The 23,882-nt window shown below is 57.4% G+C and carries 22 protein-coding genes; 16 read left to right on the top strand and 6 right to left on the bottom strand.

The features are described from left to right. The first annotated feature begins 11 nt into the window (after positions 1-11). The 4 genes from ACKLKD_RS13200 (at position 12) to ACKLKD_RS13185 (ending at position 2,943) form a co-directional block, all read left to right on the top strand. A complete protein-coding gene (locus ACKLKD_RS13200) occupies positions 12-380 on the top strand; it encodes a diacylglycerol kinase (RefSeq protein ID WP_025713806.1) in 369 nt (122 codons plus the stop codon). Between the two features lie 122 nt (positions 381-502). Further along, positions 503-1,111 (top strand): transcriptional repressor LexA, encoded by a 609-nt coding sequence (lexA, locus tag ACKLKD_RS13195; protein ID WP_025713807.1) that lies wholly within the window; start codon positions 503-505, stop codon positions 1,109-1,111. Positions 1,112-1,181: 70 nt separating this feature from the next. Next, positions 1,182-2,498 (top strand): MATE family efflux transporter DinF, encoded by a 1,317-nt coding sequence (dinF, locus tag ACKLKD_RS13190; protein WP_025713808.1) that lies wholly within the window; start codon positions 1,182-1,184, stop codon positions 2,496-2,498. Between the two features lie 235 nt (positions 2,499-2,733). Next, a complete protein-coding gene (locus tag ACKLKD_RS13185) occupies positions 2,734-2,943 on the top strand; it encodes a CsbD family protein (RefSeq protein ID WP_004206293.1) in 210 nt (69 codons plus the stop codon). 95 nt (positions 2,944-3,038) lie between these two features. Here the strand turns inward: ACKLKD_RS13185 and zur are convergent, their stop codons facing one another. Then, positions 3,039-3,554: a zinc uptake transcriptional repressor Zur gene (gene zur, locus ACKLKD_RS13180; RefSeq protein WP_002884931.1), complete on the bottom strand. Its 516-nt coding sequence runs from the start codon at positions 3,552-3,554 to the stop codon at positions 3,039-3,041. Between the two features lie 250 nt (positions 3,555-3,804). Between zur and ACKLKD_RS13175 the strand changes: the two genes are divergently transcribed. The 3 genes from ACKLKD_RS13175 to pspG all read left to right on the top strand — a co-directional run bounded on the left by ACKLKD_RS13175 (position 3,805) and on the right by pspG (position 5,776). Then, positions 3,805-4,293 (top strand): cupin domain-containing protein, encoded by a 489-nt coding sequence (locus tag ACKLKD_RS13175; RefSeq protein ID WP_002884935.1) that lies wholly within the window; start codon positions 3,805-3,807, stop codon positions 4,291-4,293. A 100-nt stretch (positions 4,294-4,393) separates the two neighbouring features. Further along, a complete protein-coding gene (dusA, locus tag ACKLKD_RS13170) occupies positions 4,394-5,392 on the top strand; it encodes a tRNA dihydrouridine(20/20a) synthase DusA (protein ID WP_087804920.1) in 999 nt (332 codons plus the stop codon). 141 nt (positions 5,393-5,533) lie between these two features. Continuing rightward, positions 5,534-5,776: an envelope stress response protein PspG gene (gene pspG, locus ACKLKD_RS13165; RefSeq protein ID WP_012543188.1), complete on the top strand. Its 243-nt coding sequence runs from the start codon at positions 5,534-5,536 to the stop codon at positions 5,774-5,776. 181 nt (positions 5,777-5,957) lie between these two features. Here pspG and ACKLKD_RS13160 read toward each other — a convergent pair whose 3' ends face one another. Next, positions 5,958-6,941: a quinone oxidoreductase gene (locus tag ACKLKD_RS13160; RefSeq protein WP_025713810.1), complete on the bottom strand. Its 984-nt coding sequence runs from the start codon at positions 6,939-6,941 to the stop codon at positions 5,958-5,960. A 142-nt stretch (positions 6,942-7,083) separates the two neighbouring features. On the opposite strand from ACKLKD_RS13160, the gene ACKLKD_RS13155 reads away from it, so the two are divergent. The 7 genes from ACKLKD_RS13155 to ACKLKD_RS13125 all read left to right on the top strand — a co-directional run bounded on the left by ACKLKD_RS13155 (position 7,084) and on the right by ACKLKD_RS13125 (position 13,069). Continuing rightward, on the top strand, positions 7,084-7,260 hold the full coding sequence (locus ACKLKD_RS13155; protein ID WP_157738380.1) for a hypothetical protein: 177 nt from the start codon (positions 7,084-7,086) through the stop codon (positions 7,258-7,260). 97 nt (positions 7,261-7,357) lie between these two features. Next, complete coding sequence (dnaB, locus tag ACKLKD_RS13150) at positions 7,358-8,773, top strand: replicative DNA helicase (protein WP_002884942.1); 1,416 nt, start codon at positions 7,358-7,360, stop codon at positions 8,771-8,773. Positions 8,774-8,804: 31 nt separating this feature from the next. After that, positions 8,805-9,884 carry an alanine racemase gene (alr, locus tag ACKLKD_RS13145; RefSeq protein ID WP_087804917.1) on the top strand — a complete coding sequence of 360 codons (1,080 nt, stop codon included), beginning with the start codon at positions 8,805-8,807 and terminating at the stop codon, positions 9,882-9,884. Positions 9,885-10,061: 177 nt separating this feature from the next. After that, positions 10,062-11,255, top strand: coding sequence for an aromatic amino acid transaminase (tyrB, locus tag ACKLKD_RS13140; protein WP_025713812.1), 1,194 nt, complete (start codon positions 10,062-10,064; stop codon positions 11,253-11,255). 193 nt (positions 11,256-11,448) lie between these two features. Continuing rightward, a complete protein-coding gene (aphA, locus tag ACKLKD_RS13135) occupies positions 11,449-12,162 on the top strand; it encodes an acid phosphatase AphA (protein ID WP_025713813.1) in 714 nt (237 codons plus the stop codon). 130 nt (positions 12,163-12,292) lie between these two features. After that, positions 12,293-12,709 carry a secondary thiamine-phosphate synthase enzyme YjbQ gene (locus ACKLKD_RS13130; protein WP_025713814.1) on the top strand — a complete coding sequence of 139 codons (417 nt, stop codon included), beginning with the start codon at positions 12,293-12,295 and terminating at the stop codon, positions 12,707-12,709. A 3-nt stretch (positions 12,710-12,712) separates the two neighbouring features. Further along, positions 12,713-13,069, top strand: a complete 357-nt coding sequence (locus ACKLKD_RS13125; protein ID WP_025713815.1) for an MmcQ/YjbR family DNA-binding protein — start codon at positions 12,713-12,715, stop codon at positions 13,067-13,069. On the opposite strand, the gene uvrA is transcribed toward ACKLKD_RS13125, so the two are convergent. Next, positions 13,070-15,895, bottom strand: coding sequence for an excinuclease ABC subunit UvrA (uvrA, locus tag ACKLKD_RS13120; RefSeq protein WP_025713816.1), 2,826 nt, complete (start codon positions 15,893-15,895; stop codon positions 13,070-13,072). It lies immediately after the preceding gene. Positions 15,896-16,145: 250 nt separating this feature from the next. On the opposite strand from uvrA, the gene ssb1 reads away from it, so the two are divergent. After that, positions 16,146-16,670: a single-stranded DNA-binding protein SSB1 gene (gene ssb1, locus ACKLKD_RS13115; RefSeq protein WP_025713817.1), complete on the top strand. Its 525-nt coding sequence runs from the start codon at positions 16,146-16,148 to the stop codon at positions 16,668-16,670. Between the two features lie 150 nt (positions 16,671-16,820). Here the strand turns inward: ssb1 and ACKLKD_RS13110 are convergent, their stop codons facing one another. Beyond that, positions 16,821-18,401 carry a lytic transglycosylase F gene (locus tag ACKLKD_RS13110; RefSeq protein ID WP_087804915.1) on the bottom strand — a complete coding sequence of 527 codons (1,581 nt, stop codon included), beginning with the start codon at positions 18,399-18,401 and terminating at the stop codon, positions 16,821-16,823. Positions 18,402-18,989: 588 nt separating this feature from the next. On the opposite strand from ACKLKD_RS13110, the gene ACKLKD_RS13105 reads away from it, so the two are divergent. Continuing rightward, a complete protein-coding gene (locus tag ACKLKD_RS13105; RefSeq protein WP_087804913.1) occupies positions 18,990-21,248 on the top strand; it encodes a TonB-dependent siderophore receptor in 2,259 nt (752 codons plus the stop codon). Between the two features lie 264 nt (positions 21,249-21,512). Here the strand turns inward: ACKLKD_RS13105 and ACKLKD_RS13100 are convergent, their stop codons facing one another. Together ACKLKD_RS13100 and ACKLKD_RS13095 are read right to left on the bottom strand one after the other, a co-directional pair. Beyond that, entirely contained in the window at positions 21,513-21,881 is a 369-nt protein-coding gene (locus ACKLKD_RS13100) for a helix-turn-helix transcriptional regulator (RefSeq protein ID WP_025713528.1), read from the bottom strand. A 33-nt stretch (positions 21,882-21,914) separates the two neighbouring features. Further along, on the bottom strand, positions 21,915-23,675 hold the full coding sequence (locus ACKLKD_RS13095; protein WP_087804911.1) for a tannase/feruloyl esterase family alpha/beta hydrolase: 1,761 nt from the start codon (positions 23,673-23,675) through the stop codon (positions 21,915-21,917). Positions 23,676-23,882 lie beyond the last annotated feature (207 nt).

Raw genomic sequence — 23,882 nt, 5'->3', positions numbered from 1 at the left:
AAGGTTTTGTGATGGCCAATAATACCACCGGGTTAACCCGAATCATTAAAGCGGCAGGTTACTCCTGGAAAGGATTTCGCGCGGCGTGGGTCAACGAGGCCGCGTTTCGTCAGGAGGGCGTCGCCGCCATCGTGGCCGTCGCGATCGCCTGCTGGCTGGACGTCGACGCCATCACCCGCGTATTGCTGATTGGCTCGGTCCTGCTAGTGATGATAGTCGAAATTCTCAACAGCGCGATTGAGGCGGTTGTGGATCGTATCGGCTCGGATTTTCACGAGCTTTCAGGGCGCGCCAAAGATATGGGGTCGGCGGCGGTTCTGCTGGCGATTATCATCGCGCTGATCACCTGGGGGACGCTGCTGTGGAGCCATTATCACTAACGTTCTTCGCTAACCCTCGCAAAATCTAAACACTCTGCCGATTTTTGTGTGCCATGTGGTTCCAAAATCACCGTTAGCTGTATATACTCACAGCATAACTGTATATACACCCAGGGGGCGGAATGAAAGCGTTAACGACCAGGCAGCAAGAGGTGTTTGATCTCATTCGGGATCATATCAGCCAGACGGGCATGCCGCCGACGCGTGCGGAAATTGCTCAGCGCTTGGGGTTCCGTTCCCCAAACGCGGCGGAAGAACACCTGAAAGCGCTGGCGCGTAAAGGCGCGATCGAGATCGTCTCCGGTGCCTCTCGCGGTATTCGTCTGTTGACGGAAGAAGAGCACGGCCTGCCGCTGATCGGCCGCGTTGCCGCCGGTGAACCGCTGCTGGCGCAGCAGCATATTGAAGGCCACTATCAGGTCGACCCGTCGATGTTTAAACCCAACGCCGATTTCCTGCTGCGCGTCAGCGGGATGTCGATGAAAGACATCGGCATTCTGGATGGCGATCTGCTGGCAGTCCATAAAACCCAGGACGTGCGTAATGGCCAGGTCGTCGTCGCGCGCATTGACGAGGAAGTGACGGTGAAACGCCTGAAAAAACAGGGTAACGTCGTCGAACTGCTGCCGGAAAACAGCGAGTTTTCTCCGATCGTCGTCGATCTGCGCCAGCAGAGCTTCACCATTGAAGGCCTGGCCGTCGGCGTGATCCGTAACGGGGAGTGGCTGTAACTCCCGTCTTAACGCAGCGTCATCATGATGCATGACGCTGCGATGTTTCTCCTCTGTCTGGTCCCTCTTCATGCTGCTCAACGCCGCCGATAAAGCACTGTGGCGCCTCGCGCTACCCATGATTTTCTCCAATATCACCGTTCCGCTGCTGGGGTTGGTGGATACGGCCGTGATTGGCCACCTGGACAGCCCGGTATACCTCGGCGGCGTGGCGGTCGGGGCGACGGCCACCAGTTTCCTTTTCATGCTGCTGCTGTTTCTGCGTATGAGCACCACCGGGCTGACCGCGCAGGCCTGGGGCGCCAAAGATCCGCAGCGCCTGGCGCGGGCGCTGGTGCAACCGCTGGCTCTGGCGCTGGGTGCCGGGGTGCTGATTATTGCGCTACGCCTGCCGCTGATTAACCTTGCCCTGCATATTGTCGGCGGCAGTGAGGCGGTGCTTGAGCAGGCGAGACGGTTTCTCGAAATCCGCTGGCTCAGCGCACCCGCCTCGCTGGCCAATCTGGTGCTGCTCGGCTGGCTGCTGGGCGTCCAGTACGCCCGGGCGCCGGTGATTCTGCTGGTGGTGGGTAATCTGCTCAATATTGTGCTCGACCTGTGGCTGGTGATGGGCCTGCGGATGAACGTCCAGGGGGCGGCGCTGGCCACGGTTACCGCCGAGTACGCAACCCTGATCATTGGCCTGGTGATGGCGAAGCGAGTGCTGACGCTGCGCGGCGTGTCGCTGCTGATGTTAAAAAATGCCTGGCGCGGGGATCTGCGCCGGCTGCTGGCGTTGAATCGGGATATCATGCTGCGCTCTCTGCTGCTGCAGCTCTGTTTTGGCGCACTGACCGTGTTCGGCGCCCGTCTGGGCAGCGACATTGTGGCGGTTAACGCGGTACTGATGACCATGCTGACCTTTACCGCCTATGCGCTGGATGGCTTTGCCTATGCCGTGGAGGCCCACTCCGGCCAGGCCTACGGCGCCCGCGACGGTAGCCAGCTGCTGGAAGTCTGGCGGGCGGCCTGCCGGCAGTCTGGCATGGTGGCGCTGGCGTTTGCCCTGATTTACAGCCTGGCGGGGGAGTACATCATCGCTCTGCTAACCTCGCTGCCTTCTCTGCAGCAGCTGGCCGATCGCTATCTGATCTGGCAGGCCATCCTGCCGGTGGTCGGCGTCTGGTGCTATCTGCTGGACGGCATGTTTATCGGCGCCACGCGCGGCGCAGAGATGCGTAACAGTATGGCGGTAGCCGCGGCGGGGTTTGCTGTAACGCTGCTTTCGGTCCCACTGCTCGGTAACCATGGTCTGTGGCTGGCGCTGGCGGTGTTCCTCGCCCTGCGCGGCCTGTCGCTGGCGCTGATCTGGCGTCGCCACTGGCGGCGCGGCACCTGGTTTAACTAATCATTTCCGTTCATCGCGGCTAGCCGTGAATTCCCGCGGTTGCGCGCCGCTTACCGGGGCAGCTCAGTGGCCCGGCTCAGGGTAGCGTAAGCCGGGAAAATCCCCTCAGCCTTATCAATCGGTAGGATGGTTAAAAATTCCGAATAACGAATCCACCCCAGCATTCTCATCTATAGTTAATACCATGTCCGGCACAAAACGGGCTGTAAACCCACCGAATGATGAGGACGTTATCATGAATAAAGACGAAATCGGCGGTAACTGGAAACAGTTGAAAGGTAAAGCCAAGGAACAGTGGGGCAAACTTACCGATGATGATATGACCGTAATCGAAGGGAAGCGCGACCAGCTGGTCGGCAAAATTCAGGAGCGTTACGGCTATGCGAAGGATCAGGCTGAGAAAGAAGTCTCAGACTGGGAGCATAAGAACGACTACCGCTGGTAGCGTTCCCTGACCCGAAGAGTGAAGCATTTGTGTTAGTGCCTGTCTGAATGGCGCAGGGACGCGCCGTTAACCCTTTTTCCCGCTGCGGCTCACGCTCAGCGGGCTTTCTTTTTGAGCTGGATGGTATGATCGTGCTGGCAGTGTCCCGGTGTGCTGCAGGCTTCCACTTCCACACAACCCGCACAGAGACCGTGGGCTTCAATCACGTTGTGGCGCAGGGCAAAACCCATGCGGGCCGCCAGCGTATGCATGATATCTTCCACCCCTTCCGCCGCTTCCTCTTTTACCACGCCACAGCGGTCGCAGATAAACATGGCCGAGCTGTGAGTCGGCTGGTCAAACAGATGGCACAGCACATAGCTGTTGGTCGATTCCACCTTGTGAACAAAGCCCTGTTCAAGTAAAAACTCCAGCGCACGGTAGACCGTTGGCGGCTTAGCCTGTGGCTCTTTCTCACGTAGCAGGTCCAGCAGATCGTAGGCGCTTATCGCCCCTTGCTGCAGGCTCATCAGGCGCAACACTTCCAGACGCTGTGGAGTCAGGCGTACGCCGCGCTGCGCACAAAGCTTTTCAGCATGCGCTAACATCTCTTGCGAAGGGGTCTTATCCATGAGCATCCTCAGGTTGCGTGAATTTGAATCTGTTACTTTATCACGTTCCGCGTAAAACACCGAGAGCCGGCGGGTGATACAGGTCATACTTCAGATTGTCGGAACGTGCGCCAGGCACGGGCGCTGGCCGCTTACACCCGCTCAGTACGCGCTTTAGCAGGCTGCCTAAAACCGCCATGCCGAACTTAAACGCAACACGTATAGCCCGGGGTATGCTATATCTGAAGTGTCTCATTTTCGGGAGAAAACGATGAAACGACCTGATTGCATTCGCCACTGGCGCGAACTGGAAGGGCCCGACGATGCCACTTATCCCGACAGCCCGGAGCGTTTTTCCATAGGCGCGCCGCTGGGGCGCGGTTTACGGCTCAACCGGCTGGGGATCCACCACGAGCGGCTGCCGCCGGGGCGGCGCACCTCTTATCCGCATGCGGAGAGCGATGAAGAAGAGTTCATCTATGTGCTGGAGGGTTATCCGGAAGTGTGGATAAACGGCTATCTCTGGAAGCTGGAGCCGGGCGACAGCGTTGGGTTTCCTGCCGGCACCGGCATCTGCCACACCTTTCTCAATAACACCGAGCAGGAAGTTCGCCTGCTGGTGGTGGGCGAAGCCAACAAGAAGTACAACCGCATTTATTACCCGCTCAATCCCGGCTATGCCGCGACGCGCCAGGATCGTTGGGTTGACCATCCGCCGCAGTTCTTCGGACCACACGACGGCAAGCCGCGGAAAAAGTAGTCGTTGCAGGTGAGGGGCGAAGCGCGGCGCAGTATGCGCCTGTGGTGTATCTTTATGCTATAGTAGCGCCCCTTTTTACCCGGATGCTTATTTATTCACCATGATGCCTGAATCAACCTCTTCCGTTTTCCCGGCTCACCGTTTCTCCATCGCGCCGATGCTCGACTGGACCGACAGACACTGCCGCTACTTCCTGCGGCTGCTGTCGCGGCATACGCTGCTGTATACCGAAATGGTGACCACTGGGGCGATTATTCACGGTAAAGGCGATTATCTGGCCTATAGCGAAGAAGAGCACCCGGTTGCTTTGCAGCTCGGCGGCAGCGATCCGCAGGCCCTGGCGCAGTGCGCGAAGCTGGCCGAAGCGCGCGGCTATGATGAGATCAATCTCAACGTTGGCTGCCCCTCCGACCGCGTGCAGAACGGTATGTTTGGTGCTTGCCTGATGGGCAATGCGCAGCTGGTGGCCGACTGTATCAAGGCGATGCGCGATGTGGTGTCGATTCCGGTCACGGTAAAAACCCGTATCGGTATCGACGACCAGGATAGCTATGAGTTTCTGTGCGATTTCATTGAGACGGTCTCCGGCAAGGGCGAGTGTGAGATGTTTATTATTCACGCCCGCAAAGCCTGGCTCTCCGGGCTGAGCCCGAAAGAGAACCGCGAGATCCCGCCGCTGGATTACCCCCGCGTCTGGCAGCTGAAGCGCGACTTTCCCCACCTGACGATGGCGATTAACGGCGGGATCAAATCGCTGGACGAAGCCAGACTGCAGCTTGAGCATATGGATGGGGTGATGGTCGGGCGCGAGGCCTATCAGAACCCGGGCATTCTGGCTTCGGTCGACCGAGAAATTTTCGGCGTCGCCGGTGCGGATGCCGATCCGGTGGCGGTGGTGCGGGCCATGTATCCTTATATTGAGCGCGAGCTCAGCAAGGGCACCTATCTGGGTCATATCACCCGCCATATGCTGGGGCTGTTTCAGGGGATCCCCGGCGCCCGCCAGTGGCGTCGTTACCTGAGCGAGAATGCGCATAAAGCTGGCGCCGATATTGCGGTGCTGGAGCATGCGCTTAAGCTGGTAGCCGATAAACGTTAATTTCTGACGAAAACCTGGTGAAATTGACCACGCCCCGCGCACCGTCGAGGGGCGTTTTCTTTTGTATTCAGGCTGTTAGAGTTGGCATGTTTTTTGTAATACCTGCAGTAGAGAAAGATTTATGACTGTGGGGAGAGAACCATGCTGGAACTATTATTTGTTATTGGATTTTTTGTCATGCTGTTGGTCACCGGCGTATCGCTGCTGGGGATTATCGCGGCTATCGTAGTGGCGACGGCGCTGATGTTCGTCGGCGGGTTGTTCGCCTTGATGATCAAATTACTGCCGTGGCTGCTGCTCGCCGTGGTGGTGGTATGGATTATTCGGGCGCTGAAATCCCCGAACGGAAACGCTTTTCGCGACAATAACCGCTGGCGTTACTAAGGTATTGAGGGGTGTGTCACAACCTGAACAATTTTGCTGACAACCGCGTAGGCATTACTGAGCAAATCTGTCACTATTAGCGCGTTAACGAATTCATCGCGCTGTACCCTACATACAGCCGAACTAAAAAAAAGTAAGGGCTTCCCAGGTGGAAGCCCTAAACTTTTGTCCCTTTGTCCTCTTACGGCAGCAGCAGACTGGACCCCTGAGTCACCCGGCTTTCCAGAACTTCATGCGCCCGACGGGCCTCGCTCAACGGGTAGGTCTGATTCTCGGGGACGTCCACTTTAATCACCCCGCTGGCGATCAGCGAAAACAGTTCACTGCAGGCTTCCGCCAGCTCTTCCCGGTTGGTGATATAGCCCTGTAGCGATGGGCGGGTGACGTACAGGGAGCCTTTTTGATTCAGGATCCCCAGATTGACGCCGGTCACCGGGCCCGATGAATTGCCGAAGCTGACCATCAGCCCACGCCGCTGAAGACAATCGAGCGAGGCCTCCCAGGTATCTTTCCCCACCGAATCGTAAACCACGGCCACTTTGTTACCGTCGGTGAGCGCCTTGAGCCGCTCCACGATAGACTCCTCGCGATAGTTAATCACCTGCCAGGCGCCAGCTTCCTTGGCACGCTGCGCTTTCTGCGCGCTGCCGACGGTGCCGATAAGTTTAGCGCCCAGCGCTTTCGCCCACTGACAGGCAATCAGCCCTACGCCGCCAGCGGCTGCGTGAAACAGGAACACCTCATTAGGCTTAATTTCATAGGTTTTGCGCAGCAGATACCAGACCGTTAGCCCTTTAAGAAACGATGCCGCGGCCTGTTCGAAAGAGATAGCATCCGGCAGGACTGCGGCTTTGTCGGCCAGCACATTGTGCACCGTGCTGTAGGCGCCGAGCGCCGACTGGGCGTACACCACCCGATCGCCAACTTTAATGTGCGTCACCCCGTGGCCAATTTTACTGACAATGCCGGCCGCCTCGGTGCCCAGACCGCTCGGTAGCGACGGCGGCGGATAGAGGCCGCTGCGAACATAGGTGTCGATATAGTTGATGCCGATGGCTTTGTTTTCGACCTGAATTTCATGTTCCGCAGGATCGCGAGGGGTAAACTCGACCGCCTGAAGCACCTCAGGCCCCCCGTGTTTCGAAAATTCGATGCGTGTTGCCATGTTCGCTCCTGTGTTGTTCTGAGATTATCCAGTAAGCTTAACAGCCTGCGCCGGCGGTGACGGATTTTCTTACCTGCCTCAGGGCCAGATCGTATAGAAAGGAAAAAGGAGAGGGCCGCCGTCGGGCGGACAGGGAGAGTGGATGACGAATTTTCAGTATGATGGCCTGGTCATTCTGGCCATTGCGGTAGGCCTGGCACTGGCAGGCCTGATTTGTCTGTTATTTTTTTCGTTGAAAGCAGGGTCAGGCAGAAAATTTTTTATATTTATCTGCATGATAATGCTTATGTTCCTGGCGTTGGCCGTCATCGGTGGATGAGGCGAGATTGAACGTATTGCCCGGTCCGGTTCTTTAGCGGCAATGGGTTTCTCGCTATACTGTCACGCTCTTTTCCGTATCGGTGAAATGTTAGGCTATGGCAGGAAATAAACCCTTCAACAAACCACAGACAGAAACCCGCGAACGCGATCCGCAGCTCGCCGGGCTGAAAGTCCCGCCGCACTCGATTGAAGCGGAGCAGTCGGTGTTGGGCGGTTTAATGCTGGATAACGAGCGCTGGGACGATGTCGCCGAACGCGTCGTTGCCGACGACTTTTATACCCGTCCGCACCGTCATATTTTTACCGAGATGGCGCGCCTGCAGGAGTCCGGCAGCCCGATTGACCTGATTACGCTCGCCGAGTCGCTGGAGCGTCAGGGGCAACTGGATAGCGTCGGCGGCTTCGCCTACCTGGCCGAACTCTCCAAAAACACCCCCAGCGCGGCGAATATCAGCGCCTATGCCGACATCGTGCGCGAACGCGCGGTGGTGCGCGAGATGATTTCGGTGGCCAACGAGATCGCCGAAGCCGGTTTCGACCCGCAGGGGCGAACCAGCGAAGATCTGCTCGACCTCGCCGAGTCCCGGGTTTTCAAAATCGCTGAAAGCCGGGCCAATAAAGACGAAGGGCCGAAAAACATCGCCGATGTGCTCGACGCCACCGTCGCCCGTATCGAACAGCTGTTCCAGCAGCCGCATGACGGCGTCACCGGGGTGAATACCGGCTATGACGACCTCAATAAAAAGACCGCTGGCCTGCAGCCGTCGGATCTGATCATCGTCGCCGCCCGTCCGTCGATGGGTAAAACGACCTTCGCGATGAACCTCGTGGAAAACGCGGCGATGCTGCAGGATAAGCCGGTATTAATCTTCAGTCTCGAGATGCCCTCGGAACAGATCATGATGCGTTCTCTGGCCTCGCTGTCGCGCGTCGATCAGACCCGCATTCGTACCGGCCAGCTGGATGACGAAGACTGGGCGCGGATCTCCGGCACCATGGGGATCCTGCTGGAAAAACGCAATATCTATATCGATGACTCCTCCGGCCTGACGCCGACAGAGGTGCGCTCTCGGGCCCGGCGTATCGCCCGCGAACACGGCGGTATCGGGCTGATTATGATCGACTACCTGCAGCTGATGCGCGTGCCGTCGCTCTCCGACAACCGTACCCTTGAGATCGCCGAAATCTCCCGCTCGCTGAAGGCGCTGGCGAAAGAGCTGCAGGTGCCGGTGGTGGCGCTTTCGCAGCTGAACCGCTCCCTTGAGCAGCGTGCCGATAAGCGCCCGGTCAACTCCGACCTGCGTGAGTCCGGCTCTATCGAACAGGATGCCGACTTGATCATGTTCATTTACCGTGATGAGGTTTATCACGAGAACAGCGATTTAAAAGGCATCGCGGAAATTATCATTGGTAAACAACGTAACGGCCCGATCGGCACCGTGCGACTGACCTTTAACGGCCAGTGGTCGCGTTTCGATAATTATGCCGGCCCTCAGTATGACGATGAGTAAACCTCTGTCAGTCTTTTTTTAAGGAATTCAAATGCAAGCGGCAACTGTAGTTATCAACCGCCGCGCTCTGCGACACAACCTGCAACGTCTGCGTGAACTGGCGCCTGCCAGCAAACTGGTTGCGGTGGTGAAAGCGAACGCCTACGGACACGGTCTTCTTGAGACCGCGCGAACGCTGACCGACGCCGACGCCTTTGGCGTCGCTCGCCTGGAAGAGGCGCTGCGCCTGCGAGCGGGCGGCATCGCCCAGCCTATTCTTCTGCTGGAAGGCTTTTTTGCGGCGGAAGACCTGGCAGTGATCGCTGCCCAGCGCCTGCATACGGCGGTGCATAGCCCCGAGCAGCTGGCGGCGCTGGAACAAGCCGACCTCCCCGAGCCGGTGACCGTGTGGATGAAGCTGGATACCGGCATGCATCGCTTAGGGGTGCGCCCGGAGGAAGCCGAGGCGTTTTATCAGCGTCTGAGCCAGTGTAAAAACGTCCGCCAGCCGGTGAACGTGGTGAGCCATTTCGCCCGCGCCGATGAGCCGACCTGCGGCGCCACCGAACGCCAGCTGGATATCTTCACCACCTTTACCGAAGGCAAGCCGGGGCTGCGCTCTATCGCCGCCTCGGGCGGCATTCTGCTGTGGCCGCAGTCGCATTACGACTGGGTGCGTCCGGGGATTATCCTGTACGGCGTGTCGCCGCTGGACGATCGTTCCACCGGGAAAGATTTTGGCTGCCAGCCGGTGATGACCCTGACGTCCAGCCTGATTGCGGTACGCGAGCATAAAGCAGGGGAACCGGTCGGCTACGGCGGCACCTGGATCAGCGAACGCGACACCCGTCTCGGCGTGGTGGCGATGGGCTATGGCGACGGTTATCCGCGCGCCGCGCCGTCGGGCACGCCGGTGCTAGTCAATGGCCGCGAAGTGCCGATTGTCGGTCGGGTGGCGATGGATATGATCTGCGTTGACCTCGGACCGCAGGCCCAGGATAAAGCCGGCGACGCTGTGGTGCTGTGGGGAGAGGAACTTCCGGTAGAGCGCATCGCCGAGATAACGAAAGTGAGTGCTTACGAACTTATTACGCGACTGACTTCCCGCGTCGCCATGAAATACCTCGACTAAGCACCAGCCGTCCCGGATAACCCTGATGGTTATCCGGGACGCCATCGGCACAGCCGCGAGCGAAAAAGCGGGTTATGCCACCTTGCGGTCATTTTCCCCTCAACATCCTCTCGACCTGCCGTCATATCCGGTTTATTGTGTAAGAACCTGCCCTATGTAAACCTGGAGATACATCGCGTGTTTCAAAAAGTTGACGCCTACGCCGGCGACCCTATTCTTTCTCTGATGGAACGCTTCAAAGAAGATCCGCGAAGCGACAAAGTCAACCTGAGTATCGGGCTGTACTACAACGATGACGGCATTATCCCGCAGCTGCAGGCGGTGGCGGAAGCGGAAGCACGCCTGAACGCCGGACCGCATGGCGCCTCGCTGTATCTGCCGATGGAAGGGTTGAGCGGCTACCGTCAGGCGATTGCGCCGCTGCTGTTTGGCGCAGAGCATTCCGCGCTTAAGCAAAATCGCATTGCCTCCATTCAGACGGTCGGCGGTTCGGGCGCGCTGAAGGTCGGGGCCGACTTCCTCAAACGCTACTTTCCGGAGTCTCATGTCTGGGTCAGCGATCCGACCTGGGAAAACCACATCGCCATCTTTGAAGGGGCTGGCTTCGAAGTAAGTACTTACACCTGGTTTGATGAAGCGACCAACGGCGTGCGCTTTGCGGACCTGCTGGCGAGACTGCAAACGCTGCCGGCACGCGACATCGTGCTGCTGCACCCCTGCTGCCACAACCCGACCGGCGCCGACCTGACGCCGGAGCAATGGGACCAGGTGGTGGAGATCCTGCAAGCGCGTCAACTGATCCCGTTCCTCGATATCGCCTACCAGGGCTTTGGCGCCGGGCTGGAAGAGGATGCGTACGCCATTCGCGCCATCGCCAGCGCCGGGATGCCGATGCTGGTCAGCAACTCGTTCTCCAAAATTTTCTCCTTGTACGGGGAGCGCGTCGGCGGCCTGTCAGTGGTTTGTGAAGACAGCGAAACCGCAGGCCGCGTGCTGGGGCAGCTGAAGGCTACCGTGCGCCGTAACTACTCCAGCCCGCCGAGCTTTGGCGCGCAGGTGGTGGCGACGGTGCTGAACGATGCAGATCTGAAAGCCACCTGGCAGGCGGAAGTGGACGCCATGCGCGCGCATATTCTGACTATGCGTCAGGCGCTGGTCGACGCACTGCTGCAGGTAGCTCCCGGCAGCAAAGTCGATTATCTGCTTAAGCAGCGCGGGATGTTCAGCTATACCGGCTTCAGTGCGGCGCAGGTGGATCGTCTGCGCGACGAGTTTGGTGTCTACCTGATCGCCAGCGGTCGCATGTGCGTGGCGGGGTTAAACTCACGTAATGTTCAGCAAGTGGCGAAAGCCTTTGCCGCGGTGATGTAAGCCGCTCTCCAGTGGATTGTCGCTGCCGGTCAACTGGCAGCGGCAACCTCCTCTCTGATTGTGATCATCCTCTTTTTCTATGACATCTGCGCGAAAAAGGCTTTTCATCCATGCCACCTGCGGGTAAGGTCCCGGCGTTGCTAAGCATGCACATTATTAAAAATAATAATGATTGATAGATTTAGGGATAAATATGCGCAAACTTACTCTCGCCCTTGCGGCGGCTTCTCTCCTGTTCACGCTGAACAGCGCCGTTGTGGCGCGCGCCTCCACGCCTCAGCCACTGTGGGTGGGCACCAACGTGGCCCAGCTGGCCGAGCAGGCGCCGATCCACTGGGTTTCGGTGGCGCAAATCGAGAACAGCCTGCTGGGGCGGCCGCCGATGGCCGTCGGCTTTGATATCGATGACACCGTCCTCTTCTCCAGTCCGGGCTTCTGGCGCGGGCAAAAAACCTTCTCCCCCGGCAGTGAGGATTACCTGAAAAACCCGCAGTTCTGGGAAAAAATGAACAACGGCTGGGATGAATTCAGCATGCCGAAAGAGGTCGCGCGCCAGCTGATTGCAATGCATGTAAAACGTGGCGATAGCATTTGGTTCGTCACCGGCCGCAGCCAGACCCCAACAGAAACCGTTTCTAAGACTCTGCAGGATGATTTCCTCATTCCGGCCGCCAGCATGAATCCGGTGATTTTCGCCGGCGATAAGCCGGGCCAGAACACCAAGACCCAGTGGCTGCAGGCGAAGCAGATAAAGGTTTTCTACGGCGATTCGGATAACGACATCACCGCCGCCCGTGAGGCCGGCGCCCGCGGGATCCGCGTGCTGCGGGCCGCCAACTCCTCTTATAAGCCGCTGCCGATGGCCGGGGCGCTGGGTGAAGAAGTGATCGTCAATTCTGAATACTGACGATCGCCTGAACGGGATAAACGGCAGCGGCAGCGCTGCCGTTTTTTTATGCAAAATCAGGGGGGGAAGGTTTTACCTTTTCACGTATTGCTGCACACTTAGAGAGATTCATTCGCAAAAGGAGTCGATGATGTGGTATCAGCAAACCCTGACGCTTGGGCCCAAATCCCGTGGTTTTCATCTGGTCACCGACGAAATCCTCGGCCAGATCCGCGGGTTGGCCGGGGTGAAGGTCGGCCTGCTGCACCTCCTGCTCCAGCATACTTCTGCTTCTCTGACGCTCAACGAAAACTGCGATCCCACCGTTCGGTATGACATGGAGCAGTATTTTCTCAACGCCGTGCCGGATAACGCGCCGTACGAACATGATTATGAAGGCCCTGATGATATGCCTTCGCACATCAAATCATCGATGCTTGGCGCGTCGCTGATGCTGCCGGTCGAGGACGGGCGCGTCAAACTGGGGACCTGGCAGGGCATCTGGCTGGGGGAGCATCGGATACACGGCGGGTCGCGGCGCATCGTTGCGACGCTCATGGGGGAATAAAAGATGACAATTTCGGAGTTATTGCAGTACTGCATGGCGAAACCGGGAGCAGAGCAGAGCGTCCACAGCGACTGGAAAGCCACGCAGATTAAGGTCTCAGACGTGCTGTTTGCCATGGTGAAGGAGGTTGAGGACCAGCGGCCGGCGGTCGCGCTGAAGGCGAGCCCGGATCTGGCGGAGCTGCTGCGACAGCAGCACCGCGATGTCCGGCCCAGCCAGCATCTTAATAAAGCGCACTGGAGCACGGTCTATCTGGATGGCTCGTTGCCGGATTCGCAAATCTATTACCTGGTCGATGCGTCTTACCAGCAGGCGGTGAAAATGCTGCCGGAGCCGGTCCGGCAGCAGCTTACCCGCTAATTATTTCAGCATGGGCTTCAGGAAGCGCGCGGTGTGCGAGGCTTCGCACTCGGCGACGGTTTCCGGTGTACCGGAGACCAGTATTTCGCCGCCGCCGCTGCCGCCTTCCGGGCCGAGATCGACAATCCAGTCCGCGGTTTTAATCACATCAAGGTTGTGCTCAATCACCACGATGGTATTGCCCTGATCGCGCAGCTGGTGCAGCACCTCCAGCAACTGCTGGATATCGGCGAAGTGCAGACCGGTGGTCGGCTCATCGAGGATATACAGCGTCTGGCCGGTTCCGCGTTTGGAGAGTTCGCGCGCCAGCTTCACGCGCTGGGCTTCACCGCCGGAGAGCGTGGTTGCCGACTGGCCGAGACGAATATAGGTCAGGCCGACGTCCATCAGGGTTTGCAGCTTACGCGCCAGCGCCGGTACGGCATCAAAGAATTCACGCGCCTCTTCAATGGTCATATCCAGCACTTCGTGGATGGTCTTACCCTTGTACTTAATCTCCAGCGTTTCGCGGTTATAGCGTTTGCCTTTGCACTGGTCGCACGGCACGTAGATATCCGGCAGGAAGTGCATTTCAACCTTGATCACTCCGTCGCCCTGGCAGGCTTCGCAGCGTCCGCCGCGGACGTTAAAGCTAAAGCGCCCCGGCGTATAACCGCGGGAGCGGGACTCCGGCACGCCGGCGAACAGCTCGCGCACGGGGGTAAACACCCCGGTATAGGTTGCCGGGTTGGAGCGCGGCGTGCGGCCGATCGGGCTCTGGTCGATATCAATCACTTTATCGAAGTGTTCCAGCCCCTGGATGTCGCGATACGGCGCCGGTTCGGCGATGGTTGCGCCGTTGAGCTGGCGCTGGGCAATCGGGAACAGGGTGTCGTTGATCAGCGTCGATTTACCCGAGCCGGAGACGCCGGTGATGCAGGTAAACAGGCCGACAGGCAGGGTCAGCGTCACGTCTTTCAGGTTGTTGCCACGCGCGCCGGTCAGCTTGAGGACTTTCTCCGGGTTGGCGGGCACGCGCTGCTTCGGTACTTCAATTTTGCGTTTACCGCTCATGAACTGGCCGGTCAGGGATTCCGGGACCGCCATAATGGCCTCCAGCGGCCCTTCCGCTACCACCTGGCCGCCGTGGACCCCGGCGCCAGGGCCGATATCGATCACATGGTCGGCGGCGCGAATCGCGTCTTCGTCATGCTCAACGACGATCACGGTGTTGCCTAAATTACGCAGATGGATAAGGGTACCCAGCAGGCGTTCGTTATCGCGCTGGTGCAGGCCGATGGAGGGCTCATCCAGGACGTACATCACGCCAACCAGCCCGGCGCCAATCTGGCTCGCCAGACGGATACGCTGGGCTTCGCCGCCGGAAAGCGTTTCCGCTGAACGGGAGAGCGTCAGGTAGTTGAGGCCGACGTTAACGAGGAACTTCAGGCGATCGCCAATCTCTTTCAGCACTTTTTCGGCGATTTTCGCCCGCTGGCCGGAGAGCTTCAGATTGTTGAAGAAATCCATCGCGTGGCCGATGCTCATATCGGAAATGGTCGGCAGCGGCGTGTTTTCCACAAACACGTGGCGCGCTTCGCGACGCAGACGCGTGCCGTCGCAGCTGGCGCACGGACGGTTGCTGATGAACTTCGCCAGCTCTTCGCGCACCGCGCTGGATTCTGTCTCTTTGTAACGGCGTTCCATGTTATGCAGCACGCCTTCGAACGGATGGCGGCGTACCGAGGTGTCGCCGCGGTCGTTCATGTATTTGAATTCAATATTCTCTTTACCGGAACCGTACAGCACCACTTTCTGCACGCTGGCGCTGAGGGTGCCCCACGGCGCTTCGACGTCGAATTTATAGTGCTCCGCCAGCGACTTCAGCATCTGGAAGTAATAGAAGTTACGCCGATCCCAGCCGCGGATGGCGCCGCCCGCCAGCGACAGCTCCGGATTCTGCACCACGCGGTCGGGATCGAAATATTGCTGAACGCCGAGACCGTCGCAGGTCGGGCAGGCGCCCGCCGGGTTGTTGAAGGAGAAGAGACGCGGCTCCAGCTCGCGCATGCTGTAGCCGCAGATCGGGCAGGCGAAGTTAGCGGAAAACAGCAGTTCTTCCGCTTTTTCATCATCCATATTGGCCACGACGGCGGTCCCGCCGGAGAGTTCCAGCGCGGTTTCAAACGACTCCGCCAGGCGCTGCGCCAGATCGTCGCGCACCTTAAAGCGGTCAATCACCACCTCAATGGTGTGCTTCTTCTGCAACTCCAGCTTCGGCGGATCCGAAAGATCGCAGACTTCGCCGTCGATCCGCGCGCGGATGTAGCCCTGACTGGCGAGGTTTTCCAGGGTTTTGGTGTGCTCGCCCTTGCGCTCTTTAATAATAGGCGCCAGCAGCATCAGGCGCAGGCCTTCCGGCTGCGCGAGGACGTTATCGACCATCTGGCTGACGGTTTGCGCCGCCAGCGGCACATCGTGATCCGGACAGCGCGGCTCGCCGACGCGGGCGTACAGCAGACGCAGGTAGTCGTGAATTTCGGTAATGGTACCCACCGTCGAGCGGGGGTTGTGAGAGGTTGATTTCTGTTCGATGGAAATCGCCGGCGACAGCCCTTCGATATGGTCGACGTCCGGCTTCTCCATCAGCGACAGGAACTGTCGCGCATAGGCGGAGAGCGATTCGACGTAGCGACGCTGGCCTTCGGCATACAGGGTGTCGAAAGCGAGTGAAGATTTGCCAGACCCGGACAGCCCGGTGACGACAATGAGTTTGTCGCGCGGGATGACGAGGTTGATGTTTTTGAGATTATGGGTGCGGGCGCCCCGAACTTCGATCTTATCCATTCACCTTTCCCGGTAGGTAGATACACGGATTGCCTGGTTTGCTTGAAGGACAAACGGCAGAAACGGCTAATTATGACACAATTTAACCTGAATGAATATACAGTATCGGAATGCAAATTCAGGGGGAGTGTGCAACAATGTCTTATCGGGTGCTATCTCTGGAATCAGCCTCGCAGCTATCAAAATGCTACGTGGAAATGGTACACTCGCGCGTTTACACTATTAAGAAACGTATTCAGGAGACACGAACATGGCCAGCAGAGGCGTAAACAAGGTGATTCTCGTCGGTAATCTGGGGCAGGACCCGGAAGTACGCTACATGCCAAGTGGCGGCGCTGTCGCCAACTTCACGCTGGCAACTTCCGAATCCTGGCGTGACAAGCAGACCGGCGAAATGAAAGAGCAGACCGAGTGGCACCGCGTTGTGCTGTTCGGCAAACTGGCAGAAGTCGCTGGTGAATATCTGCGTAAAGGCTCTCAGGTGTACATTGAAGGCCAGCTGCGTACCCGCAAGTGGACCGATCAATCCGGTCAGGACAAATACACCACCGAAGTCGTGGTGAACGTGGGCGGCACCATGCAGATGCTGGGCGGCCGTCAGGGTGGCGGCGCACCGGCAGGCGGCGGCCAGCAGCAGGGCGGTTGGGGTCAGCCTCAGCAGCCGCAGGGCGGCAGCCAGTTCAGCGGCGGCGCACAGTCTCGTCCGCAGCAGCAGGCGCCGGCAGCGCCTTCTAACGAACCGCCGATGGACTTCGACGACGACATTCCGTTCTAAGGCTTGCCTTAAGCGCATTGTCTGCGCAGCTAAAAACAGAAAGCCCCGGTTTCGCCGGGGCTTTTTCTTTATCCTGTCAGCATCATCCTTTCAGCATTATTTCTGCGCCACCGCCTCAGAACCGGTTTTTAACCTGCGGCGACGAGTGTTTCAGGCAGAGGGCGCCTGAGCGGTCTCCGGCGTCGCCACGCCGGGCTGTGGTTTGGCTGGCTGCGCCACCGGCTCCTGCCGCGGTACGGCCGTCGCTTGCTGTTTGCGGGCCATATCATCGACGATCAGCCGATAGGCGATGTAATACTTATAGATATTACTGACGTAGGTGACCGTCTCGGCGCCAATTTTTTCTGCCGCCAGATTTTCGACATTACCGAACCAGACGTTCGGGTCAAATCCTCGCTGTTTAGTCATGGTGCGCAGGCGGGCGATACGTGCCGGACCCGCGTTATAGGAGGCAAAGGCAAACAGCGCCTTATCGAGCCGGGTCATGGGCTCATCGGCATAGTAGCGATCTATCATCCAGCGCATGTATTTCACGCCAGCATGGATGTTGGGATCCAGCTGTTTAATATCGCCCACTTTCAGCTCTTTTCCGGTGCTGGGCATCACCTGCATCACCCCGACGGCCCCGACGTGGCTTCGCACCGACTGGTTCAGCCGCGACTCCTGGTATCCCTGGGCCGCCATCAGCAGCCAGTCGACATCGTAGCGATCGCCATATTTGCGGAAGACTTCCACCATGGCGAGGAACTTGCGCCGCTCCTTACTCGCCGCGGCATTTTTGACATAGCTGGCATTTTTCAGGTAACGCAGCAGGAGGGTATTGCCCAGCGTGGTGCCCTGACGATTCTTTTTGACGAAGTTGTTCAGCACCGCCAGCAGCTGCGGGCTGTCTTTGCGTACCGCCCACGCAATGTTACCGCCGTCGCGCAGCACCACGTTGTCATGGATCTGAATTTTTGGAAACACCTGTTTCCAGAACATCGCTTTATGCTGATCGACGACGATCAATGGCACCAGTCCGGCGTTGAGCATTTCCAGCAGATCTTCATCCTCCAGCGCTTCCGGCGCCGCCTCCAGTATCACCGGTGGGCGCGACTCACGGGCAAATCGGGCGTTCAGCGCCTGCAGGCTGTCATAATAGCTGGAGGAGCGGCGAACAAAGACGGTTTGACCGGAAAGCTGCTCCAGGCTGTCGACCTTCGGCGATGCCGGGCCGGAGATCAGTAATTCTTTGACGTTGCTGTAGAGCGGCTGGGCGAAATCGACCTGGGCTTCCCGCGAGGGCGTGATGGTCAGGTTGGCGGCGGCAATATCGCCTTTACCTTCATTGAGCGCGGTGAAGAGATTATCCCGACTGACCGGCACGAAAACGATATGCAGCTTCAGGTGGCGCTGTTTGAGCTTTTTATCCTTCGCCAGCTGTTTATTCAGATCGTTTTCCAGCGCGATAAAGATGTCGTGCGTTGCTCCGCGCTGAGTGCCTTTATCAATAAAAAAGAAGGTTTTGCTGTAGGTGGTTAATACCCGAATGGTACGCCGCTCGGTCATGCCGGGCAGATCGCCTTTCCATGGCTGCAGCATATCGTCGATGTGGATCGACAGCGTATTGTCTTCGCTTGCTAACGGCGGCGCTTTTTCCGCCTCCGCCGCAAGCAGGAAAGGGGCGAATAACAGCGTCGCGAGGCAGATAAGCCTGGCGATAAACCGGCGTGATAGCAAGTTTGCGTTCATGGAGGAACACTCCGCAGGGGGATGTGATTATTTTAGCAGAACGGCCGCCGTTAGCCGGGCACGACAAGGGATGAAAAAACATAACGATACCGACAAATAGTTTTCTCCAATATTAGCGCTTACTATTAATGTGCTTTTATCTTTAATTTAACTATGGAGATAATATGGCGGAAATGTGGTTTTTTTATGATAAGTAGAAATGAATGATGATATTTTTACTTTCTTCTTCTCTATTTTCTTTTTGGTAACTTTATGATTGTTAAGGTGTGTTTTATTTTTCTGCGATATTGCTTATTATCATCTTGATAATGAATCTCATTTTTATTACCGTAACACGGCACATAACTCTTATTATTCGCTGTCTGGATTACGCTATCAAAGAATAGCGCGCAGCGCTTTTTCTCTAATGATGAAACAGGGCACTTAATTTTATTCTGCCTCACGCTGTTTTCTTATTCCCATTAATGCCGGGAAGGGGCTGACCTGCGCCAAAATCTGGCGCGGCGCTGAGGCGAGTGTTTTATCCCATTGTTTTTTCGATTGGGGAAGGCGTTATGCCCGACAGCATCAGAAAACAGGGCATATTCTATGAAATACACATCTCACTTCCCGCTGGGGATCGTCATTACTTTGCTCGCCTGTAGCGTGCCGCTGCAGGCGGCGGAGAACGTGACCGAACAATCGACCCCTGACGAAAGCGCAGGCACTGCCGAAAACCACGAGGAGACGATGGTCATAACCGCCGCCAGGCAGAACCTGCAGGCACCGGGCGTGTCGACCATTACCGCAGAGGAGATCCGCAAACATCCCCCCGCCCGCGATGTGTCGGAGTTAATTCGCACACAGCCAGGGGTAAACCTGACCGGCAACTCCACCAGCGGTCAGCGCGGCAATAACCGGCAAATTGATATCCGTGGCATGGGGCCCGAGAATACGCTGGTGCTGGTCGATGGTAAACCGGTCACCAGCCGTAACTCGGTGCGGTATGGCTGGCGCGGCGATCGTGACTCCCGTGGCGATACCAGTTGGGTGCCAGCGGAGATGATCGATCATATCGATGTGATCCGCGGCCCGGCGGCGGCGCGCTATGGTAATGGCGCGATGGGCGGGGTTGTCAACATCGTGACCAGGCCGACCACGCCTGAATGGCACGGTTCGTGGAATACCTATATGAATGCGCCGCAGCACCGGAAAGAAGGGGCGACGAAACGTACCAACTTTAGCCTCAATGGTCCGCTGTCGGACAGTGTCAGCTTCAATCTTTGGGGGAATCTGAGTAAAACCCAGGCCGATGCTCAGGATATTAACGCCGGGCATGAAGCGGAACGTACCGGTTCCTACGCCGGTTCTTATCCCGCCGGACGTGAAGGGGTGGTGAACAAAGATATTCACAGTAAGCTGCGCTGGGCGTTCGCCCCGATGCAGGCCCTGGAGTTTGAGGCCGGTTACAGCCGCCAGGGTAATCTCTATGCCGGCGACACGCAAAACACCAATACCAGTACGCTGGTGAAGAGTATGTACGGGAAAGAGACCAACCGTCTCTACCGGCAAACTTACGGCGTAACATGGACCGGCGGCTGGGATAATGGCGTGACCAGCAACAGCTATGCCCAGTACGAACACACCCGTAACTCGCGAATGGATGAAGGGCTGGCGGGCGGTACGGAAGGGATCTTCTCCAGTAGCGAGTTTTCAGATATCGATCTGGCCGATGTCCTGCTACATAGCGAAGTGAATATTCCGTTTACGCTGGGGGTCGATCAGAATCTGACGCTGGGCACCGAATGGAATCAGCAGCGGATGAAAGATGGCGTATCGACAACCCAGGCGCTCTCTTACGGGACTATCGACGGTGTGTCGGCTACTGGTCGTAGCCCGTACTCCAGCGCCGAGATCTTCTCGCTGTTTACCGAAGATAACATGGCGCTAACGGACAGTACCATGCTGACCCCCGCGCTGCGCTTCGATCATCACAGCATCGTCGGCAATAACTGGAGCCCGTCACTGAACCTGTCCCAGGAACTGACGGACGACTGGACGCTGAAGCTGGGCATTGCCCGCGCTTACAAGGCACCCAACCTCTACCAGTTGAACCCGAACTATATTCTCTATAGCAACGGTCAGGGTTGTTACGCCAGTAGTTCCGCCTGCTATCTGATGGGGAATAGCGACCTGAAAGCGGAGACCAGCGTTAATAAAGAGATTGGTCTTGAATACAAGCATGATGGCTATCAGGCGGGGATCACCTGGTTCCGTAACGACTATCACAACAAGATTGAGTCAGGGTATGCGGCGGTGGGTACTGCCAGCAACGGTACCACCAATATCTATCAGTGGGAAAACGTACCAAAGGCATTAGTGGAAGGCCTGGAAGGAACGCTGAATCTTCCGGTGGGGGAGACGGTTAACTGGAGCAATAACCTGACATGGATGCTGCAGAGCAAGAATAAGACGACCGGCGACCGACTGTCAGTGATCCCGCAATTTACCCTGAACTCGACGCTGAGCTGGCAGGTTCGTGAAGATCTCTCCCTGCAGAGCACCTTTACCTGGTATGGCCGACAGAAACCAAAACGCTTTAATTACAAAGGCGAGGCGGTTAGCGGCAGTGAACTAAACGAAGTCAGCCCATACAGCATTGTCGGTTTCAGTGCGACCTGGGACGTGAACAAAAATCTAAGTTTCACCAGCGGGATAGATAACCTGTTTGATATCCGCCACTACCGGGCAGGGAATGCGCAAACGACCGGCAACGCGACGACGGGAGCTTATCTGTATGGCGCGGGTGCGGAGACCTATAACGAATCGGGGCGGACCTTCTTTGTGAGCGTTAATACTCACTTCTGATGGGGCTGATGAGGAGTAAACCGGGTGCAGCGCGACCCGGTTTTTTTATTTCAGATGAAAGCGGAGGAGGCGGTTATAAATGGTGACAAAATCTTCACGCCCTCTACATTATTAGCTCAACATATCCTTTTATACTGATTTCCGTCGCGCAAGGTCGTTGATCCCGACCGGGTTCGATAATAGCGTCCTGCTATTTCCCTTCTGTAATATCCCCTGTCCCCCTTCCATTCCCAACCGCAGCAATGCGGAGGAGGGGGACCTTCCTTATTTTTGCCGCGTGACCTGATAGCGATACTGAGTGGGCGTGAGCGCATGATATTTTTTGAAGGTACGGTTAAACGCACTGAGATCGTCATAACCGACCATCATACAAATATCGACAATCCGGTAACCGGGCGTCGTCAGCAATAAACGGCAACACAGCGACATGCGCTGCTGACGGATATATTCCATCGGCGAACGATCAAAATAATGACGGAAGAGCCGAAACAAATGCCAGGGGGAATAACCCGAGATATCGCTCAGATCGTCGACGGTCAGTTTCTTATCCAGATTATTATCGATCCACAGGAGCAGGTCGTTTAATACCGATTGCTGGAGCGTTTTGCTACGCATGATTGCGGCTAATCCCATAATGAATGGCTCCTCAGCGAGGAGCCCTGGGGTTTATTGAACAGTGAGTTCGCCGTGGCGAACCTGATAATTTTTTTGATTATCAGGGCCAATATAGTCGCTGGCGGGTTTTGCCAGCTGCAGATGACCAAACGTGGTTGATTGCTCTGCATGGTAATTTTCGCCGTCATTCACGTCGCCGCGCCCGTTATACCGGGCAATGGCCGGGAAGGGGTACACCGGGCGAGTCGCGATAACGGCCGGAGCGGCGTCAGCGTAAGGCTGACTGACTTTCTGCACGCCGTGAAACTGCGTCTGCGCATCGGTTTTTTCTGTCATCGGCGGCAGGTCGGCAGCGGCTGTTGCCCGTTTGCCGGCCATAATTTCCTGCGGCGCGATGCCTTCCTCGGTCCAGCGCATCAGCGGAGTCAGGAGATCAATTTGATCGTAACCTTCGCCATTACCGCAATGGGCCACCCCTGGCAGCAGAAACAGCCGCAGGAAGGTATCCGTTGCGGTATGGCCCATCTCTGCCTCTACGCCCCGGAAATAGGCGATTGAAAAGGCCGGACTAACGGAGTCATCGGCCAGGCCGTGCCACAGGATAAGCTTGCCGCCGCGCTGTTGATAGGCATGAAGATTGGTATTTGCCGCGTTATAGAGCGGTGCCAGTTGGGCGACGGCGTCAAAATTCTGCTGATTAAGCGGGAAATCCCGCATCGATTGGATCTTCTGTTTTCCTCCCGGCAGGAGCACGGATTGCAGAGCCGGCAGTACCATCATTTCCGACATCGAGTGGCCGGTCGGCGTCTCGGGCACCGGCCAGCGTAGCTCGGAGCCCAGCGGCAGACCGCCAGCGACAAACTGGGCGCCGTGGCTGTCGTAAGCGCCGCGATAGAGCTTTTTCACCACCTCGATCTCTTCCTGCGTCAGGCAGGCAGAACGGTTCTGAGCATCGGCAGGACAGCGGGGGAGCCATGTCTCAGAGAACTGACATGCATAGGGATTTTGCAGGATGCCATCCTGCACGCCGGAAAGCGTCGGGCAGTGGGCCAGCACGGCCTGGTGAATCAGCGGCAGGCGATCTTTCAGCAGGATAGCGGTACCGTCCGGACGCTGATTGGCGGCCACATTCCAGCCGTGAAAGAAGGAGTTCTGAAACTGGAAAAAGGCCGCTGGCGCGCCAGCGCTGATACCGTCAAAATCTTGCGGAAAGCGCTGCGCTTCCATCAATGCTTCGCGACCGCCGTCTGAGCAGCCCATAAAGTACGCGTACTTTGGCGGCTGGCGGTAAAGCGTCTGCATCACCGCTTTGGCCAGCACTGCGGTCAGGTGGTTGGCGCGCCAGGCAAAATCGATGCGCTTTTGCGGATCTTCGGCCCATGACGCATCCATCATACTGCCATGGTGCCCCATATCGGTTGCTGCCACCACGAACTCGCCGTTCATTGCCGGCAGGCAGCCGCTGGCATTCGACAGACTCAGGTTAATACTCCCGCACAGTCCGCCGCAGCCGACCTGCAAGAAACGTTGACTCCAGCGCTGGGTCGGCAGAGCAATCTGCACGCCAATCTGGGGGGCGATAGTGGCGCTCACCTTGCACCAGCTTCCCTGCGCGGAGGTCTGCATTTCAGTGTGGTTGATAGTGACCTTTGCGCCAACGGCGGCGCTGAAGTCGGTAGCGCTTAGCGCATCGCATGTCAGCGCGGGGAGAACAATCGGCAGACTGGCGGCAGCCTGCGCTGGAGAGGCGAACGATAACCCGAAGAGGGCGCAGAGGATGACGGGTAAGATTGTCTTGAGTAAGCGTGTCATACGCAGTTCCCTGTGGCTGATGATGGGAGGCGGCAGGATGGCGAAGCCTATGCCTCACCTTCCCTGGCGAGGCGCCACTGCTTGGCTATTGTAGATAACGATAGACTTTCCTTGATGCCTTGATAAGGCGACCCTACTGTATTCTGCTATTTTGAGGAAAATATGGAGATGGTCGTTAACGGCGTCTGGCGATGAATGCCTAATAAA

Source organism: Klebsiella sp. 10982 (assembly GCF_048589245.1).
Classification (GTDB): Bacteria; Pseudomonadota; Gammaproteobacteria; order Enterobacterales; family Enterobacteriaceae; genus Klebsiella; species Klebsiella quasivariicola.
The sequence above is the reverse complement of the archived record's forward strand: the minus strand, read 5'-3'. Positions and strand labels throughout refer to the sequence as shown.

What these genes read in the sequence shown, in the direction of transcription:
- ACKLKD_RS13200 (WP_025713806.1), top strand. Translation starts at nt 12, where the DNA reads ATGGCCAATAATACCACCGGGTTAACCCGAATCATTAAAGCGGCAGGT.
- lexA (WP_025713807.1), top strand. Translation starts at nt 503, where the DNA reads ATGAAAGCGTTAACGACCAGGCAGCAAGAGGTGTTTGATCTCATTCGG.
- dinF (WP_025713808.1), top strand. Translation starts at nt 1,182, where the DNA reads ATGCTGCTCAACGCCGCCGATAAAGCACTGTGGCGCCTCGCGCTACCC.
- ACKLKD_RS13185 (WP_004206293.1), top strand. Translation starts at nt 2,734, where the DNA reads ATGAATAAAGACGAAATCGGCGGTAACTGGAAACAGTTGAAAGGTAAA.
- zur (WP_002884931.1), bottom strand. Translation starts at nt 3,554, where the DNA reads ATGGATAAGACCCCTTCGCAAGAGATGTTAGCGCATGCTGAAAAGCTT.
- ACKLKD_RS13175 (WP_002884935.1), top strand. Translation starts at nt 3,805, where the DNA reads ATGAAACGACCTGATTGCATTCGCCACTGGCGCGAACTGGAAGGGCCC.
- dusA (WP_087804920.1), top strand. Translation starts at nt 4,394, where the DNA reads ATGATGCCTGAATCAACCTCTTCCGTTTTCCCGGCTCACCGTTTCTCC.
- pspG (WP_012543188.1), top strand. Translation starts at nt 5,534, where the DNA reads ATGCTGGAACTATTATTTGTTATTGGATTTTTTGTCATGCTGTTGGTC.
- ACKLKD_RS13160 (WP_025713810.1), bottom strand. Translation starts at nt 6,941, where the DNA reads ATGGCAACACGCATCGAATTTTCGAAACACGGGGGGCCTGAGGTGCTT.
- ACKLKD_RS13155 (WP_157738380.1), top strand. Translation starts at nt 7,084, where the DNA reads ATGACGAATTTTCAGTATGATGGCCTGGTCATTCTGGCCATTGCGGTA.
- dnaB (WP_002884942.1), top strand. Translation starts at nt 7,358, where the DNA reads ATGGCAGGAAATAAACCCTTCAACAAACCACAGACAGAAACCCGCGAA.
- alr (WP_087804917.1), top strand. Translation starts at nt 8,805, where the DNA reads ATGCAAGCGGCAACTGTAGTTATCAACCGCCGCGCTCTGCGACACAAC.
- aphA (WP_025713813.1), top strand. Translation starts at nt 11,449, where the DNA reads ATGCGCAAACTTACTCTCGCCCTTGCGGCGGCTTCTCTCCTGTTCACG.
- ACKLKD_RS13130 (WP_025713814.1), top strand. Translation starts at nt 12,293, where the DNA reads ATGTGGTATCAGCAAACCCTGACGCTTGGGCCCAAATCCCGTGGTTTT.
- ACKLKD_RS13125 (WP_025713815.1), top strand. Translation starts at nt 12,713, where the DNA reads ATGACAATTTCGGAGTTATTGCAGTACTGCATGGCGAAACCGGGAGCA.
- uvrA (WP_025713816.1), bottom strand. Translation starts at nt 15,895, where the DNA reads ATGGATAAGATCGAAGTTCGGGGCGCCCGCACCCATAATCTCAAAAAC.
- ssb1 (WP_025713817.1), top strand. Translation starts at nt 16,146, where the DNA reads ATGGCCAGCAGAGGCGTAAACAAGGTGATTCTCGTCGGTAATCTGGGG.
- ACKLKD_RS13110 (WP_087804915.1), bottom strand. Translation starts at nt 18,401, where the DNA reads ATGAACGCAAACTTGCTATCACGCCGGTTTATCGCCAGGCTTATCTGC.
- ACKLKD_RS13105 (WP_087804913.1), top strand. Translation starts at nt 18,990, where the DNA reads ATGAAATACACATCTCACTTCCCGCTGGGGATCGTCATTACTTTGCTC.
- ACKLKD_RS13100 (WP_025713528.1), bottom strand. Translation starts at nt 21,881, where the DNA reads ATGGGATTAGCCGCAATCATGCGTAGCAAAACGCTCCAGCAATCGGTA.
- ACKLKD_RS13095 (WP_087804911.1), bottom strand. Translation starts at nt 23,675, where the DNA reads ATGACACGCTTACTCAAGACAATCTTACCCGTCATCCTCTGCGCCCTC.